Here is a 15,054-nt window from a genome sequence, read left to right as displayed (position 1 = left end):
GGTTTCCTCCCTGCTCGAAATGGCAGAAAGCACCCCTTCCGTCACGGGACCTGAGAGATTCACGAGCCGTTTTAACGAAAACGGTCGTTTGCTCCTTCGGTGTGCCGACTGACGCGATTGTCGACAGCTCTTCGGAAAGTATTCATGTCAGCGGTCCTTTTGCCTGAGAGTTTCCGGGGCAGTTGCTCCTTCGGCGCTGATCGCAAGGGATTCAGTCTCTCCCGCAGACATGTCTGATTGGTAATAAAACCCAACCCACGGGCCTAAACATAGCAAATAACCCGGAGCCAGGAAACCGGCCTCTGCACAGCTTGGGCCGTATGGGTTAAGGTAAAAGCCATGAAACACGCCTCGAAGACCCGCAAACAGCTCCAGCAGCAACTGGAACAGGCCCACGACTACGAGCAGTGGTGCGAGGCCGCTACCGCGCTCGATGACATGGACGGGCTGCTGGCCTGGCGCGAGCAGGAAGAAACCGGGATGCTGCATGAAAGCCTGATGCGCAAGCACATGGGCCTCATGGACCATTGCCGGCAGAATGGCGACACACGGCGACTGATCCGGATCCTTCAGGAGAGCCTCTACCGTCACCTGGGCGAATTATCCAATCCCGATCTTTACACCGTGGCGCGCAGCGGCACCAACCGGTTAGTGGGTGAATTCCTGGATGCCGTCGAGACGTCCATGGAATTCATTTGCGATCACCCTATTCCGGAAGTGACAACCGCCCGAAAACTGAAAATGTTTCAGGACGCCGAGCGGGTCTATGGCCGGCCAGCCCTGATGCTCAGCGGGGGTGCGGCCTTTGGTATTTACCATATCGGTGTTACCCGGGCGCTCTGGCGACAGGATCTGCTGCCGGATGTCATGGCAGGCTCCAGCATGGGTGCCATCGTGGCGGGTGCCATCTGCAAACGGGACGACAAGGAACTGGCAGAGTTTTTTAACCATCCGGAACGGATTCACCTGAATGCCTTCCACTGGCTCGGCGTCACGGAAGGCTTGAGGGCTGGCCATGCCATGGATCCGCGCCAACTTCAGGAGCATCTCCAGCACAATCTTGGCAGCGTCAGTTTCAAGGAAGCCTATGAGCACAGTGGCCGAACACTGAATATCTCCGTCTCCCCCACCCGCACCCAGCAGAAGCCACGGCCACTCATCGAGCAGGCCTACGCCATGACCAGTCAGCAATACCTCGGGGACATCAACATCCATTTCCCGCCCAAGGCGTCCCTTTACCGAAAGGTCCTCTCCAACCCGACCCCTGAAGATCTCGAGATGTATATCAATCTCGGTGAACAGGCCACATGGCCACGGCTGGCCATGATCAAGGACCAGACCAGGATCAGCCGGGCATTCGATCGCTGTATCGCCAGGCTGGAGCAAGAGCTGGAGCAGGAAACCGCAGAGCAGACTGCAACGCCGCTCTAAAGACAGCACCGCCCTACCGATCAGTAAACCAACTAGATAACCCTGGGATCCCGAACTATTCTCATTCTATTGCATCATCGCTTCGCGAAACGTTTATCGCTAATCATGAGGATGCTGACAAGCAATGGATATTGGACAAGGAAGTCGATCGGCTACCGAGGACAGTGAAAACAGGTTTTACGAGCTGATCGAAAGTCTGCCCATGGTGGCTGTGCAGGGATACGACAGACACCGTAGGGTAATTTATTGGAATGAAGCAAGCGCCCGCCTATACGGCTATTCCCGCGACGAAGCACTTGGGCAGCTTTTGGAAGACCTCATCATTCCCGATCACATGCGTAACGGTGTGATCGAAGCGCACCGCAATTGGCTTGAAAAAAACATCAGCATTCCCTCCGACGAACTTGAACTGAAACACAAAGAAGGACATCTGGTTCCCGTTTACTCAAGCCATGTGATGATCAAACAGGACAGCGGGGCCTGTGAAATGTTCTGCATCGACATAAGCCTCGAAGAGCAGAAACAAGCCAGAGACGAGCTTTATCGGCGCGCGAGTTTTGACGACCTGACCGGATTACCCAACCGGCACTTTATGGAAGCCGAGTTGTCGAGTCGACTGGATGAGGCTGATCGCCTGCAGCAGGAATTGGCAGTCGTCTTTATCGATCTGGACAATTTCAAGATTATCAACGATACGCTTGGCCATCATCATGGTGACAGCCTTCTGAAAGCGGTGGCCGAAACCTTGAGGGCCGAACTTCGAGGCGGAGACCTGTTGAGCCGCTTTGGCGGGGACGAGTTTGTCTTGCTGATCTTCGATTTCGAAGGCCCTGAAGGTATTCACGAACTTGTTTGTCGGTTGATAGACGCTCTGGAACACAGAGTGCATCTGGAGGGCGATTGTTACCAGGTTACCGCCAGCTTCGGCGTGAGTCTTTTCCCGCATAATGGCACCACCGTGGCCGAGCTGATGGGCAATGCAGACGCGGCCATGTACCAGGCCAAAGAAACCGGCAAGAACGGCGTGTGTTTCTATACCCCCGACATCAACGACAGGCTGGTCCATTATCAAGAAATCACCAACCTGCTCAGAGACGCCTTGAATAACGATGGGCTGGAATTGTTTTTCCAGCCCCAGATCAGCCTGGCTGATCGAAAAAGCGACTCCTGCGAGGCACTTCTCCGCTGTTTTCACGGTCAATCCCGAGCAGTGTCGCCAGCTACTTTCATTCCAGTGGCTGAGAAGTCCGGTCTCATCAACCGGATTGGCGAATGGGTTATCGAAGCAGCCTGCAAGCAACTCGACGCATGGCAGGAAACCCCTCTGAAAAACCTGCGGGTTGATATCAACCTATCGGGACGACAGCTCACCAATCCACACCTTGCGAGCCATATTCTCGAAACGGTGGAACGTTACAATCTTCAGCCTCACCAGCTTGGGGTGGAGCTGACTGAAAACGAGGTTTTCGGCAGCGATGAAAACCAAACCAAACAGTTAGAAAAACTGAAACAGGCAGGCGTGCACATTTCGATCGATGACTTCGGTACCGGGCACTCCTCTCTCGTCTATCTCAGAAAACTCCCGGTTTGTGGAATCAAAATCGACAGGAGCTTTCTGCAACATGCGATGCAGGATAGCGCCGACATGGCCATCATGGAGGCAATGGTTACCGTTGGCCACAGCCTGGGCCTAAGCGTGCTGGTCGAAGGTGTTGAGACGGATGAACAGGCCCAATTGGTCACCGAACTGGGTTGTGATCTCGCTCAGGGTTTTCTCTATGCCAAGCCCATGCCGGCAAACAAAGTTGAAGAATTCCTGACCAGCTTCTGATCAGGAAAACACTACCCTTGTTCAAACTCCCGAACCAGCTCCTGCAGAAAATACAGCCCGGCCGAACTCAGGAAACAGCGCCCCGCACCCGCGCGAAACAGCAGATGGCGTTTTTCCAGGTAATCCAGCGCTTCCGGCACGCCCTTTTCAAAACGGGCTGCACGCAGAATTTCCTGATATTCCTCATCGCTAGCCAGGGAAGAGAGGTCTTGCTCATTCAACCCGGCATCGGGCCGGCCAAGGTATTCAAGATCCCGACCGCTGCGTGCGAAATAACGCCCGATCAGCAGCAGGATTACCTGCACCCGGAAGGCGTTCTCATCGTGCTCTTCGTTCTCCTCTTCGCTGCTTTCCTTGAGAAAGAAAAACGCGCCGGTTTCGTTGAACACCAGCTCGCTGCCCAGGTGCTCGTATAAGGTCCGGAAGTGGGACAGATGGTTATACAGCAGATTGTAGAGCGGATTGGCACGCAACTCCGAGCGGTTGCTGTCCCACACATCACGCACAATCACCCGGCCGGCCTGGAATTCCCGGTAGATCGCGGCGCTGTGGGCCGGGAGGATTTCTTCAAATTCAGACATTCTGTTGCTCCAGGCGACGCTTTCGGTAGACAAACTGTTCACTGTCGGATGACTGATCGAGGATTCGGAAGCGATTGGTAGTCACCACCTGCAAGCCCTCGGGGGGCGAGTTTACCAGCCGGTTCAACGCCGCCAGCAGGTCCGGGAAGCGATAGCCGGGGATAAACCCGTCCAGGCGCCCGTGAAGCTCACGTACCAGATCGGTTGTTGGCCGCAGCTCCAGAGTCTCCAGCCATTGATACAGCTGGTTGATGCGCTGGACATCAATCCGGGTGTGCCGGCCGCTGCCATCCACTTGCTGCAGAACCGGCACTTCAGCCTTGCGTCGGAGGTCGTTCAGGCGCAGCTCCAGTTCGCTGAACAACAGCTGGTAGTAGCTGGACGATTCACCGAAGGCGTAGTGTTTCGGGCGTTGCTGGGCCCGCAGGCCGATCAGGAAGCCGGTGCTGCGGGCAAAGTCACCGCCTTCGAGCCACTTGCGTTTCAAGCTGAGGGTCTCGGTTTCGCCTTTGAGTTCCTGCAACTTACCGTAGAAATGCTCCATGGCGTTGTACTGGACCATGCCCTGGCGCGTCTTGCGCAGGAAGTGTTCCACCTCCTGGGCCACCGCCTGAATGGGTTTGTACAGGGCGTTCAGGCTGATGGACGAACGGAACAACTGGTCCGCCAGACTGTGATCGCCGTGATTTTCCAGCAACCGCACCATGGCTTCCAGGGTCTCGAACAGGTTGCTGCCATCCGGCAGCCGTGTATCCGGGTTCAGGAACACCAGGGTCGGCTTGATGTGGCGCTCGTAAAGGGTAACGATCTGCTCAAACAGATTCTGGCGGAACTCCAGGAATTTTTCCGGCGCCCGGCTGGCGTCGCCGGAGAGATCCGCAAGCTGCGCACTGATGGTCTGCATGCGCAGCACATTCTGGCGCAGCAAACCGATGAGCTGGCTCACCCGCTCGTTCAGGTCATCCCTCAGTTCGGTGTAGTCCGGATCGGCGTCGCTGAAAGAGCTGGTCTCGAGCCGATTGCGCACGTCCCGAAGGGTTACAAGATGGCCACGAAGGCGAGCATCCGTCAGTTCCTGGTACAGCGAGGCGTTGCAGGCGCGCATCAGGTTGATCAGGGCATCCTGGAACACCAGCCGCCGCTCACCTTCGGCCTTTATGATGTCGATCACCAGGCCGCTGCGGAACATGTTGTCGGTATTCAAAGCCAGCCGCACCCGATCCCGGTCGGCATTGCCAAGGCTGCGGGTATAGTCCATCACCTCGGCCACCAGATCGCTTTCGCGGATATACCGGGCTTCGTTACGGTCCATCCGCTCAATCATCCGGAACAGGATCTTCGGGTGCTCGAACAGCAGCCGGGTGGTATCCAGGGTGCTGAAGCGTTTACTCATCCGCCGGCTCCAGCAGGCTGTTCTGGGTCTGATCGGCCCATTGGCTCAGGGATTCGCCGTTGGTAAAGCCCTCGGCCCCGCCCCAGAACACCAGGGTGCGCTGCGGGCTGTAGGGGCGTGCGGTGCGCATCTGCCCCACTTCCAGGTGCCGGCCGATCAGGTAGATCACTTCAGCACTGGCACTGTGAGTCGCGGCGGAGAACAGATTGAAGCCCTGCTTGCGCAATCGTTCCAGCAGCGAAGGCATCTGGCTGATGTCCACGCTGGCCAGCTCGTCCAATACCATGGGGAACGACAGCTGCACACCCGGATACAACACCCGCTTCAGCAGCCGGTACACCAGTTCCAGGTTGATCAGTGCCGTGGTGGAGGTGGACTGGCCCTTCTTGTCGAGACTCGTGGCATTCTCCTTCCGGGTTCTGTAGGAAATGCCGGTGATCACCTTGTCCATGGTCAGGCGCTTGCTGCCGCCCTCCCCGAAAAAGTCCGCCACGAACACCCGTAAACGATCGTAGAACGCGTCCGACTGCAACTGGTTGCCATAAGGATCGATGTTGTTGGCTTCTTCCACCAGATTGCGGAATTTCGGATCGGTGTGGATATCCACGCGGATTTCCACTAGATCGTTGATGCGCACGCCGTCCAGTTCGCGGTTCAGCTGTGCTTCGAAACGGGCAATGTGCTCGTGGTTCGATTTCAGGGCCTGCCGGTAGCTCGCCACGGTTTCATTGTGGATGCCGACTTGCTGCTCCAGCACATTCCAGCGCTCGGCCATGCCGGCAAACAGGTCTGAGAGGCTTTTGAACGTTTCGCGGATAACGGATGATGTCGGACTATCTTTTTGTAGCTCACCGTCACTGTCTGAATGGATGCCCAAGAACACAAACTGGTTCAGACAGTCGAGGATGGCACGGCGACGTTTCTCCAGGTCGTTCAACTGAGTTTCCAGGTCATCAAACGAGGCGGTAGAAACTGTCTCGATGTCTATCGGCTTCTCAGCCGCCAACTCTCTGAGGTGCGGGAACCGATGTTCCACCGTGCCGACGCTTTTGCTGAGGCCCGCCAATTCCCGTTCCCGCTCTTCGATACGCTCTTTTTCGGCCCTGGCTTTGGCGGCCTTCTGCTGAACCGCATCCTGCTTTTCCTGCTCCAGCCGGGCCTGTTCTTCCAGCCTGGCCAGCTGTTCCTCCGCCGCCTGCTTCTCCTCAGTAGCGTCCCTAAGTGTGGTTGCCGCTGCCGGGTAACGGCTCAGGGTATCCAGATCCTTTTCGATGGCGCGGATCTCTTTTTCCGTGCGCTCGATCAACCGTGGCCGGTCATGTTCCTGGTTGGCGGTGTCTGCCAGCTCCGCCCGCTCCTTTTCCAGGCCATGAAGCTCACCTTCAATATGCCGGCGCTGCTCTGCGAAGTCAGTCTGCCGGGCCGGCTGGGCCGAATATTCGGCGTCGAACCAGTCGAAGCCTTTGTCATTGGGCACGAACAGCCGGGCAAACGCTTCGATGGCCGCCTTGCTGTCGGCGTCCAGATCCTGACCGGGGCTGGCCATCACCAATCGGGGGTCCACGGCCCGCAGCGGTGCCGCGGTGGCCTCATCCAACTGGTTCTGCAACTGCCAATGTTGCTTGCTCTCTCTTTCCCTCAGGGATTCCAGCTTGCGTTCAAGTTCCTGTTTCTTTTTCTGGATCTGCTCCAGCCGGATTTCCGCCTGGGCGGCACTCTTGAGAGCAGCCAGGTGCCCTTTCTTGCTATCGAGTTCCTCTTTCTGGATGTCCTCGATTTCCTGAAGGGTCATCTCCCCGTACTGGGATACCAGCAGATCGCCATCTTTCTGGTTCTGCTCGGCCTGCTTGATGCGACGGTCGGCGGAACGGATCTCGCCCTTCAGGCCACTGGCGTCCTGCTCCAGTTTTTTCAGAGCCTGGAGCACATGGCGCAGGGTCTCGTTCTGTTCATTGAACGCCTCTACTGCGGCTTTACGCCTGGCGCCAATATCCTGCAAGGCATGGGTGACGCCATCCCGGAAAGCCGCAAAATCGTGCTGGCTGCGAAGCAGGGTTTGGTAGGCCTGATAATCCCTTTGCAGCTTCTCGAACCGTGAACGCTCTTTTTCAATCTGATTAAGCTGGATTTGCTGTTGCTTCAGTTGATCGTGCCGGTTGAGAAACTCATCGATATTGAAATCGAAGGCATCGTCGGCAAACTTCTTGTCCGCCTCGATAATGCTGGCCACCGCGTTGGACATGGCCTGATCGTCTGCCTTCATTTCAAACAGCAACAGGATCAGCGTGCGCAGCGACTGCACCCGGCGCTCGTCGGACTCACCCAGGGGCAGCACCGAATAGCGTACGGCATCGGCGTTCATTAGCTCGCTGCTGTACAACATCTGTTTAAGCTTGGCCGGTTCATTGACCAGTCGGGTATCTTTGGAGAACTTTTTCAGCGCCTCGGACAAACGGCTGAACGACAGCTCCGGCACCGCCTGGCCGATTCCGTCCTCACCATCGCCATTCCAGAACAGCGGCCGCAGCTGGTCGTAACCAACCGGCACGAAAGCGCGGGCATAACTGAGCTGGCTGGCGCTGTCCCGGTACAAAATCTGGCAATGCACCCCCGCCGGGTTCTCCGCTTCCATGATCAGGAAGCTGAACTGACTGGGGAAATAATGCTGGTAGCTTTCCTCATTAGAGTAGAAGCTGCCGGCACTGGCATTGCGGAACGCGAATTTCTTGCGACTGTTCTTGAAGTTGTTTTCCGGCAGCAGAAACAGACGCAGGGAATTCAGCAGACTGGACTTGCCCAGATTGCCCGGGCCCAGGATCAGGCCGTGGTTATCCACCGGAATTTCCACGTAACAGAAGCCGGCGGAATCCACCAACACCAGACGGCGAATACCAAAATTGAAATTGCCTGGGCTCCCCTGGGAGTCACTCATCCAGAATCATCTCCTGTTCCATAAATTTGCCGGTAACTCGAAACGCCTCTGCCAGGGGTACAAAACCAAGCCCCTCTGCCAACGAAATCGCCCTTGTGAATCGTTCGGTGGTGTCCGGTAGTTTGCGGAACCGGCCCAGCCATGGCTGCCAGTCGGGCGGCTGAACAAAGGTGGCTTTGTCACCGAGCGAGGCTGCGATCGTCGAGAACATTTGCAGACCACCCGCATCATAATCGAATGCGCAGAATACTTCTTCATAGCCCTGCAACCAGTCGAGAATCGCGCCCCGGGTCACCCGGTTACCACTGCCCAGAACCACATCGCAGTCCGCCAGATGCAAGGCCCAGCCAAGAGCCTCACCGGTAAACTTCAGCATCTGCTGATATTGGTAGAAGTTACGCTCGTTTTCTATTACCAGCACGGAGCCGGCGCGCTGAAAACCGATGTCAACAGAATCGCTCTTGATAACAACCACATCCGGACGGCTGGATGCCAATACCCCATGGTAAACCAGAAGAAAACTTACCTCAGTACCATGGCGATGAGAGTCACCTTTTCTAGCGGCGTCTACTCTGTTTAAGGGAGCCTCCGCGACGTTCTGCAGCTCCGCGAAAGCGGTTTCATCCCGGACCGTGACCAGCCATCGGTTGGACTGGACCTTTTCTGTGGCAAACATGTCCCGATGGCGCCGGCGAAACTGCTCCGGAAGCTTTTTCAGGAAGGCTTCATAATTAATCGGTTGGCCACGCAGGATTTTGTCGAGATAGTCGTTCAAGGGCGTACCACGGTTATTCTTGGATTTGCGTATGGGCTGGGAAGCAAAATAACTCATAAAGCGTTAATATGGATACCGTACTTGGCCCCTCACCACTCTTGGAGCAAAAAATATGCGCCTTCAGGATTTAATTGACGAGGCTAGCGCTCTTCCCGTCGACGAACGAGCGCTGGTTATAGAGTCATTATTGAAAAGCCTAAACCCAAACGAAGCCAGTATTGACGAAAAATGGGTAGAAGTTGCCAAGTGCCGCCTGGACGACCTGGATTCCGGCAGGGTGAATCCTGTGCCCGGCGATGAGGTTTTCAGAAAGATTCGGAGCAGGCTGCAGAAATAATGGATTATTCCTTTCACCCCGCAGCGGAAGCGGAATTGAATGATGCAATCGATTACTACGAATCAATTCAAACTGGCCTCGGAGTAGATCTCGCCGAGCAAGTCGAGCAAGCAGTAGCCAGAGCTGTCAAATTCCCCCAGGCCTGGAGCTTCATTCGAAAGCCTGTTCGTCGCTCACTCGTCAAACGATTTCCCTATGGCGTTCTTTACGTTGAAAAGAAGAACAGCATTTTCATTCTTGCTGTTATGAATCTTCATCGCGAGCCAGATTATTGGGAAAACAGGCAATAACCGAGGATTCCTCGGTAGTTACCGATAATTCCCGGAACACAGAAACAGCTGCACACCCATTGCACTTATCCTGGTGCCAAGAGGCATGTCCGTCACCAAGGCCGCCGGCTGGAGTATTTTCAGCAGCTTGCCGCAACCATTGATGGCCATTCCCGCTTACCTGTTCGTAAGTACCTTCAAACCCATGCTTCCCTTCGGCCTTGGTTTGGCTGCGGGTGCTATGATCTGGATGGTGTTTGCCGAGCTTCTGCCGGATGCTAATAAAAAGCTGGAGCCGGCTTCAGTTGGTGTTGTGATTGTACTGGCCTTTCTGGGCATGATGGTTTTCCAGCTCGCCATCCACTGACCGCGGAAGTACTGGATAGCCAGTAAGCTATTGCGGCGAACGACACTTAATACGTTTTTGAACTATCGAAGGTAACTCTATGCAGAACCGGGATATTTCCGGGAACGCCACGCAAAACCCGATACTTGTCTCGTTCCATTCAGAGGCAAGCCAGTTAACCTGGCAGCCCCTCGGTGACCGCGTGATGGGCGGGCAGTCTAACGGCACCGTTGATCTTGCAGAGGGCGGCGTTGGCGTCTTTCACGGCACTGTGCGACTGGACAACGGCGGCGGATTTTCGTCTGTGAAAGCTGACCTGCCGGAACCTTTCGATGCAGCTGACTACACCGGTATCGAGCTTCTTGCTCGGGGCGACGGAAAAACCTACAAGATCGGCCTTCGCAACAGCACCAACCGGCGCAGCATTGTGTACCAGCATGCATTCACACCAGGTACAGAAGAATGGAGCCGCATCCGACTCCCCTTCAGTGATTTCATCCCTACCTGGCGCGGCAAAACATTGACCGATGAGGCAGCACTGAATCTTTCGCACCTGGCTTCGGTCAGCCTTTTTGTTTCCGGACGACAGGCTGGTGAATTTCAGCTGCGGATGCAGGATTGGAGGTTGATCCGATGACCAAACTCGCTCTGATAACCGGTGCCAGCGCCGGCATTGGCCGTGAAGCCTGCGCCCTCTTTGCCCGGAAAGGCTACAGGGTGATCGCCCTGTCCCGACAGCCAGCTGGTGTCGAGTCTGCCGATCTGGAGCTGGCGCTGGATCTAGAGTCCTTTGACCAGATCGAAGGGCTTGCGGGCGCTCTGGACACGGAAATTGCAGCAGCCGAGCGGGTGATTCTGGTCAACAACTCCGGTTACGGGCAATTCGGCGCGCTTCGCGATCTCTCCGAACCCATGTGGCAAAAGCAGTTCAGTACCCACGTATTCGGCCCCATCAAGCTGGCTGCTGTCTGCCTGGGGCTCTGCGAACAGCACGGTAAACCCTTGCGGGTCATCGCGGTTAGCTCCGTTCTCTCCATCGCGCCCCAGAAAATGAAAGGCGCCTACTGTGCCGCCAAATCCGCGATGAACACGGCCCATGAGAGTTTCTGGTTTGATGAACAGGGCAGCAACAGCCTGGAAAGTATCTCGCTGGTGCTCCCGGGCCCCGTGGTGACCCGGTTCAGAGAGCATGCCCTGGCCGCGTTGCAGCCCGTGCTTGGCCAGGCCAGCGCCGTGCACCGGGAAAAGTACAAGGCAATGGAAGCAGCGCTCGCGCCAGGCGCCAGAATCAAGCCCTTTACAGCCAGTGCGTCGGACGTCGCGAAAAAGATTGTCAGGGCAGCAGAGGCGACACGACCCAAGCCTCGATACCTGGTTACACCCCAGACCTACGCTGCCGAATTTATCACCCGGTTTATTCCCCGGTCGATCCAGCGCATGCTCTTCAGCTAGTGTTACCACATACTCAAAGCCAATCCTGTTCAAGGAGACCCACCATGGAAGATCGCAAAGTACGCTGGGGTATCATTGGTACCGCCGAAATTGCCACCAAGGTGGTGGCGGGAATGCACGACGCGAAAAATGCTGACGTTGTCGCCGTCGCGAGCCGCGCTCTCGACCGGGCCCAAGCCTGGGCAGACAAGCACGATGTACCGCAGGCTTTCGGCTCCTACGATGAGCTTCTGGCGGATGACAGTATCGACGCCGTTTACATCCCGGTCCCCACTGCCCTTCGCAACGAATGGATCAAGAAGGCCGCCCGCGCCGGCAAGCACGTATACGCCGAGAAACCGTTGGCCGACGGCATTGAAGAGGCCATCGACGTCTGCAAAGAAAACGGCGTCCAGTTCATGGACGGAACCATGTGGCTGCACAGTACGCGCACCCAAGACATTGAGAAGCGAATTGCCAACGGTGATATTGGCGATGTGCGGCGAGTGACCAGTGCCTTCACCTTCAAAGCCCCTTCCACGGAATGGTACGAAGGCGGCAATGGCCGAACCGACAAGTCTCGGGAACCCATGGGCTGCTTTGGTGACCAGGGTTGGTATCCGATCAGCGCCACCATGTGGAGCTTCGGTTACGAACTGCCCGAAAGAGTCCAGATGAACTTCGTCTCAAAAAACTCGATCGATACCATCGTCGCCTGTGGCGGCACCCTGTGGTTCACCAACGGTCGGATGGCAACCTTTGATGCGGGGTGCGAACTGGCGCACCGATCGCAGTTAGAAACAGTTGGCGACGCCGGCCTCATCCGGATTGACGACCTGGTCGGCGGACAAGGCAGAAGCGGCAATTTCGCCGCCTATGGAGAGCGATTCACGGGCAGCTCGAGGTACATCCTGGGCGATGTCGATGGCAAAGACACCGAGCAAGAGGTGGAGCCGTGTGACCACGTGGTGAAGCTCGTCGAGAAATTCTCGGACATTATTCTGACAGGTGAGCTAGAGGACGAATGGCCGAAGCGTAGCCTGGCCTGTTACCGAGTGATGGCGGCACTTTTTGAGTCGGCGGAGTCAAACGGCGCCGTTGTCTCACTGTAAAATTCCTCAGGCCCCGCCGTGCTGACGGCGGGTGGCGTGGAGCTGATCGTCGGCAAGCCCCTCGGTCATGGCAGCTTTGGCAAGTCCGTTGGGCAGGACGGCTCCGCAGGGGAGTTTCAGAGGTTCGGCGAGGGGCGATTGGGGCATAGCTTCATCCTGATGGTTTTGAATGTGGGAATTTCCGGGTTAAAAACTCAAGCCAATCATGAGTGAAATTGCCTACGGCTGCGCGGCTTGTCACTGGTCATCACCTTGCCGTACGGTTTGCCACTGACAGCGCAAATTTGAACACACTCCGCAATCAAAGGGATTGTCTTTATGTCACTGGAAAAACACGACCTGATTCATGAATTCCCCGAATCAAAAGAAGCTATTCACCACCTGAAAACGAGCAACAATCATTTCGCGAAACTGTTTGAAGAGTACCATGAGGTAGATCATGCAGTTCACCATTTCGAGGGTGGTGCAGAGAACACCTCTGACGAACACTTGGAGGACCTCAAGAAACAGCGCCTCAATCTGAAAGACCAGCTTTCTGGCATGATTCGCGAGTACGAATCCTCGCCTGAAAAATAGAAGTAACCCGGCAACGTTTCCCCGGGCTCGGGCGGAAGCTCAGCTCGCGCCGGGGCTCTGCCCCTTTCCGCGAACCTTCCTAAAAAGAATCTAAACCGCGATTTACCGCATCAATGGCGCCGGCCAGATACCCCGTAAACTCACGTGACCACTCACTGCCAATTCCGGTTACCCGGTTAGCCCATGCCCCTGAGCTGGGCGACAACGCTGGCATAGGGTGATCGCCAGAGGATCTTTGATCCGTGTCGGTGGCGGTGTAAATCTCTTTAGCCCAGTCCTTGATAAATTCTGCCTCGGGATTCTCCGCTCGCGAACCAAACAGCCGCACGAACTGTGTGCGGCAAGCAGCAATAAGCTCTTCCTCAGCAACACGACTGCGCACGTCAGCAGGCACACCCAGGAAACCAAACAAGGCCGCCTTCCCGCCCGGAGTAGAGGCATCATGGATCTCAACCATTGGCCCAACGGCACTTCGAGCCTCCCCGGATAACCCTTGATCTCGCCAGAAAGGCCGATCGAACACGGCAATATATTTTGCATGCGGGGCCATCCAGGTATCTGTCTCTCGCCACTGTCTTGCAAGCTCATTCGGCAAGGCGGGCGAAAACGTAAGCTGAGACTCAACTAATCGGGGCGGCATGGCCAACAGCACATGTTCTGCAAAGTGGCTAAAGGTTTCTCCTCTCGCATTTTCGCTCACTAACTCGACGTGTGGCTCTGACATGCGCAAATGACGGACCGCCTGGCCTCTCACTACACGCGCTGAATCAATCCGCCGGTATAACGCATCAATGAGGGCATACATGCCACCGGCGATTCGCATAGAGGGCGGAGAATTGACGTACCCACGTGTTCTCTCAGGCGGCTGATTCGATGAACGCTCCAAAAGCATGTCGCCGGTTTCAAATTGTTGGAAGGTCTCCAGTTCAAGTTCATCTACCAGTCGCGCCATATCGGTCTGGAACGCGGGCCAGAACCAGGAGGGCCCGAGATCGAAGCCGACAACGCCTGACACATCCGGTTTACCATCAGAGTGGATCGTAGAAGCAATCCGCCCACCAAGAATCTCCCGGGCCTCGAGAATGACATAGTCTTTGATGCCCTTTTTCTCAAGAGAATAAGCGGCGTATAAACCCGCCAGGCCGGCGCCAACAATGGCGGTGCGAGCGTTTTGCATGAATGAACTTCCTATGATGATCGTGATGCCTGGGTGAGTAGACTGATACGCGCCATCACTGCAAATTGTTTATTGGGATCAAAATTTCGTTTCGCCTCAAAAACCAGGGCATGAACGGTGCGTTATATCGCGCCCAGACTGGCTTGCCCTGAATAATGAATCCCTTTTTGTTGATCCATTCTTCCAACTTAGACTTGTTCTTTTGATAGCTCGATTTGCTCCAAAACCCAGAGTACTCGATGGCCGCCATCGTCCGCTCGGGCACCTGGCGTATGGTGATCCTCTCGTCCCTGGGTTTCGGAGTGGTCTGCATCGTAAATGATCCCGGCATCATGAAACTGACCACCCATTTCCCGTCGACCTGCGTCTGGCCTACCGGTGCTGTCATGTCGATTTCCTGACCCTCAGCCACCTGGCCAACGGGCGCAGTCATGGCGATTTCCTGCTGGGCTTGGTTATGGCCGGAAATGTATTTAAACAAGCGACCAAAGGCTTCACTGCCCGCGTCTTCGAATTCCGTGTCGACGACCGTCTCTGCAACAATCTGCGGCTCGTACTGACGTACCTCCAGATTCTCCTCCTTCAGGAGTACCGTGTATTCCGCTTCTTCTGTCGCCATGGTGGTTGCCGATAAGAGCATTGAGCAAAGGGAGAGAACGAGCGCTGCCTGCGATTTATGCATAATGTTTCCTCTAGTATTTACCTTCGAGCCCCAAACGCTTGGTTTCGGCCACCTATGCCAATTCGATTCACACACCTAACCATTCGGCTAGTTGGGGATTGGTTTTAAGCCTCAACCGCTTATTGAAGCGCCTATTGAAAACGCCTTCTACAACTCGCTCTCGCCCCAATAATCGAAAAGA

The 15,054-nt window shown here is 55.8% G+C and carries 16 protein-coding genes and 1 riboswitch; of the genes, 9 read left to right on the top strand and 7 right to left on the bottom strand.

Annotated features, from left to right (window positions below):
• Positions 1-141: 141 nt before the first annotated feature.
• Positions 142-234, bottom strand: a riboswitch (glycine riboswitch).
• 105 nt (positions 235-339) lie between these two features.
• Both ACP86_RS20620 and ACP86_RS20615 read left to right on the top strand, forming a co-directional pair.
• Positions 340-1,431, top strand: a complete 1,092-nt coding sequence (locus tag ACP86_RS20620) for a DUF3336 domain-containing protein (protein ID WP_053115293.1) — start codon at positions 340-342, stop codon at positions 1,429-1,431.
• A gap of 124 nt (positions 1,432-1,555) precedes the next feature.
• Positions 1,556-3,262, top strand: a complete 1,707-nt coding sequence (locus tag ACP86_RS20615; protein WP_053115292.1) for a putative bifunctional diguanylate cyclase/phosphodiesterase — start codon at positions 1,556-1,558, stop codon at positions 3,260-3,262.
• Between the two features lie 11 nt (positions 3,263-3,273).
• Here ACP86_RS20615 and ACP86_RS20610 read toward each other — a convergent pair whose 3' ends face one another.
• Genes ACP86_RS20610 through ACP86_RS20595 form a run of 4 tightly spaced genes read right to left on the bottom strand, consistent with a single transcriptional unit; the run spans position 3,274 to position 8,943 of the window.
• The gene (locus ACP86_RS20610; RefSeq protein ID WP_053115291.1) at positions 3,274-3,843 is read right to left on the bottom strand and encodes a condensin complex protein MksE; all 570 of its coding nucleotides are present in this window, start codon (positions 3,841-3,843) and stop codon (positions 3,274-3,276) included.
• Positions 3,836-5,236: a hypothetical protein gene (locus tag ACP86_RS20605; RefSeq protein ID WP_053115290.1), complete on the bottom strand. Its 1,401-nt coding sequence runs from the start codon at positions 5,234-5,236 to the stop codon at positions 3,836-3,838. Before ACP86_RS20605 ends, ACP86_RS20610 begins: the two co-directional genes overlap by 8 nt.
• Positions 5,229-8,168 (bottom strand): hypothetical protein, encoded by a 2,940-nt coding sequence (locus tag ACP86_RS20600; RefSeq protein ID WP_053115289.1) that lies wholly within the window; start codon positions 8,166-8,168, stop codon positions 5,229-5,231. The genes ACP86_RS20605 and ACP86_RS20600 overlap by 8 nt, the downstream gene beginning before the upstream one ends.
• A complete protein-coding gene (locus ACP86_RS20595; RefSeq protein WP_053115585.1) occupies positions 8,161-8,943 on the bottom strand; it encodes a hypothetical protein in 783 nt (260 codons plus the stop codon). Before ACP86_RS20595 ends, ACP86_RS20600 begins: the two co-directional genes overlap by 8 nt.
• 112 nt (positions 8,944-9,055) lie before the next feature.
• Between ACP86_RS20595 and ACP86_RS20590 the strand changes: the two genes are divergently transcribed.
• From ACP86_RS20590 to ACP86_RS20565, 6 genes are all read left to right on the top strand, one after another.
• Positions 9,056-9,280 carry an addiction module protein gene (locus ACP86_RS20590; protein ID WP_008171217.1) on the top strand — a complete coding sequence of 75 codons (225 nt, stop codon included), beginning with the start codon at positions 9,056-9,058 and terminating at the stop codon, positions 9,278-9,280.
• On the top strand, positions 9,280-9,570 hold the full coding sequence (locus ACP86_RS20585; RefSeq protein ID WP_008171220.1) for a type II toxin-antitoxin system RelE/ParE family toxin: 291 nt from the start codon (positions 9,280-9,282) through the stop codon (positions 9,568-9,570). The genes ACP86_RS20590 and ACP86_RS20585 overlap by 1 nt, the downstream gene beginning before the upstream one ends.
• Before the next feature lie 85 nt (positions 9,571-9,655).
• A complete protein-coding gene (locus tag ACP86_RS22820; protein ID WP_199185513.1) occupies positions 9,656-9,916 on the top strand; it encodes a hypothetical protein in 261 nt (86 codons plus the stop codon).
• Between the two features lie 79 nt (positions 9,917-9,995).
• Positions 9,996-10,532, top strand: coding sequence for a CIA30 family protein (locus ACP86_RS20575; RefSeq protein WP_008171223.1), 537 nt, complete (start codon positions 9,996-9,998; stop codon positions 10,530-10,532).
• Positions 10,529-11,347, top strand: a complete 819-nt coding sequence (locus ACP86_RS20570) for an SDR family NAD(P)-dependent oxidoreductase (RefSeq protein WP_053115288.1) — start codon at positions 10,529-10,531, stop codon at positions 11,345-11,347. The genes ACP86_RS20575 and ACP86_RS20570 overlap by 4 nt, the downstream gene beginning before the upstream one ends.
• Before the next feature lie 44 nt (positions 11,348-11,391).
• Complete coding sequence (locus ACP86_RS20565) at positions 11,392-12,438, top strand: Gfo/Idh/MocA family protein (protein WP_053115287.1); 1,047 nt, start codon at positions 11,392-11,394, stop codon at positions 12,436-12,438.
• A 6-nt stretch (positions 12,439-12,444) separates the two neighbouring features.
• Here ACP86_RS20565 and ACP86_RS22905 read toward each other — a convergent pair whose 3' ends face one another.
• Positions 12,445-12,585 carry a hypothetical protein gene (locus ACP86_RS22905; protein ID WP_158499475.1) on the bottom strand — a complete coding sequence of 47 codons (141 nt, stop codon included), beginning with the start codon at positions 12,583-12,585 and terminating at the stop codon, positions 12,445-12,447.
• Positions 12,586-12,756: 171 nt separating this feature from the next.
• Between ACP86_RS22905 and ACP86_RS20560 the strand changes: the two genes are divergently transcribed.
• Complete coding sequence (locus ACP86_RS20560) at positions 12,757-13,014, top strand: YdcH family protein (protein ID WP_053115286.1); 258 nt, start codon at positions 12,757-12,759, stop codon at positions 13,012-13,014.
• A 79-nt stretch (positions 13,015-13,093) separates the two neighbouring features.
• Here ACP86_RS20560 and ACP86_RS20555 read toward each other — a convergent pair whose 3' ends face one another.
• Positions 13,094-14,191 (bottom strand): flavin monoamine oxidase family protein, encoded by a 1,098-nt coding sequence (locus ACP86_RS20555; protein ID WP_053115285.1) that lies wholly within the window; start codon positions 14,189-14,191, stop codon positions 13,094-13,096.
• A gap of 55 nt (positions 14,192-14,246) precedes the next feature.
• Positions 14,247-14,873: an SOUL family heme-binding protein gene (locus tag ACP86_RS20550; protein WP_053115284.1), complete on the bottom strand. Its 627-nt coding sequence runs from the start codon at positions 14,871-14,873 to the stop codon at positions 14,247-14,249.
• Positions 14,874-15,054: the final 181 nt, after the last annotated feature.

This window comes from Marinobacter sp. CP1 (assembly GCF_001266795.1).
Classification (GTDB): domain Bacteria; phylum Pseudomonadota; class Gammaproteobacteria; order Pseudomonadales; family Oleiphilaceae; genus Marinobacter; species Marinobacter flavimaris.
This window is presented reverse-complemented; position numbering and strand designations above follow the sequence as displayed.

What these genes read in the sequence shown, in the direction of transcription:
- ACP86_RS20620 (WP_053115293.1), top strand. Translation starts at nt 340, where the DNA reads ATGAAACACGCCTCGAAGACCCGCAAACAGCTCCAGCAGCAACTGGAA.
- ACP86_RS20615 (WP_053115292.1), top strand. Translation starts at nt 1,556, where the DNA reads ATGGATATTGGACAAGGAAGTCGATCGGCTACCGAGGACAGTGAAAAC.
- ACP86_RS20610 (WP_053115291.1), bottom strand. Translation starts at nt 3,843, where the DNA reads ATGTCTGAATTTGAAGAAATCCTCCCGGCCCACAGCGCCGCGATCTAC.
- ACP86_RS20605 (WP_053115290.1), bottom strand. Translation starts at nt 5,236, where the DNA reads ATGAGTAAACGCTTCAGCACCCTGGATACCACCCGGCTGCTGTTCGAG.
- ACP86_RS20600 (WP_053115289.1), bottom strand. Translation starts at nt 8,168, where the DNA reads ATGAGTGACTCCCAGGGGAGCCCAGGCAATTTCAATTTTGGTATTCGC.
- ACP86_RS20590 (WP_008171217.1), top strand. Translation starts at nt 9,056, where the DNA reads ATGCGCCTTCAGGATTTAATTGACGAGGCTAGCGCTCTTCCCGTCGAC.
- ACP86_RS20585 (WP_008171220.1), top strand. Translation starts at nt 9,280, where the DNA reads ATGGATTATTCCTTTCACCCCGCAGCGGAAGCGGAATTGAATGATGCA.
- ACP86_RS22820 (WP_199185513.1), top strand. Translation starts at nt 9,656, where the DNA reads ATGTCCGTCACCAAGGCCGCCGGCTGGAGTATTTTCAGCAGCTTGCCG.
- ACP86_RS20575 (WP_008171223.1), top strand. Translation starts at nt 9,996, where the DNA reads ATGCAGAACCGGGATATTTCCGGGAACGCCACGCAAAACCCGATACTT.
- ACP86_RS20570 (WP_053115288.1), top strand. Translation starts at nt 10,529, where the DNA reads ATGACCAAACTCGCTCTGATAACCGGTGCCAGCGCCGGCATTGGCCGT.
- ACP86_RS20565 (WP_053115287.1), top strand. Translation starts at nt 11,392, where the DNA reads ATGGAAGATCGCAAAGTACGCTGGGGTATCATTGGTACCGCCGAAATT.
- ACP86_RS22905 (WP_158499475.1), bottom strand. Translation starts at nt 12,585, where the DNA reads ATGCCCCAATCGCCCCTCGCCGAACCTCTGAAACTCCCCTGCGGAGCC.
- ACP86_RS20560 (WP_053115286.1), top strand. Translation starts at nt 12,757, where the DNA reads ATGTCACTGGAAAAACACGACCTGATTCATGAATTCCCCGAATCAAAA.
- ACP86_RS20555 (WP_053115285.1), bottom strand. Translation starts at nt 14,191, where the DNA reads ATGCAAAACGCTCGCACCGCCATTGTTGGCGCCGGCCTGGCGGGTTTA.
- ACP86_RS20550 (WP_053115284.1), bottom strand. Translation starts at nt 14,873, where the DNA reads ATGCATAAATCGCAGGCAGCGCTCGTTCTCTCCCTTTGCTCAATGCTC.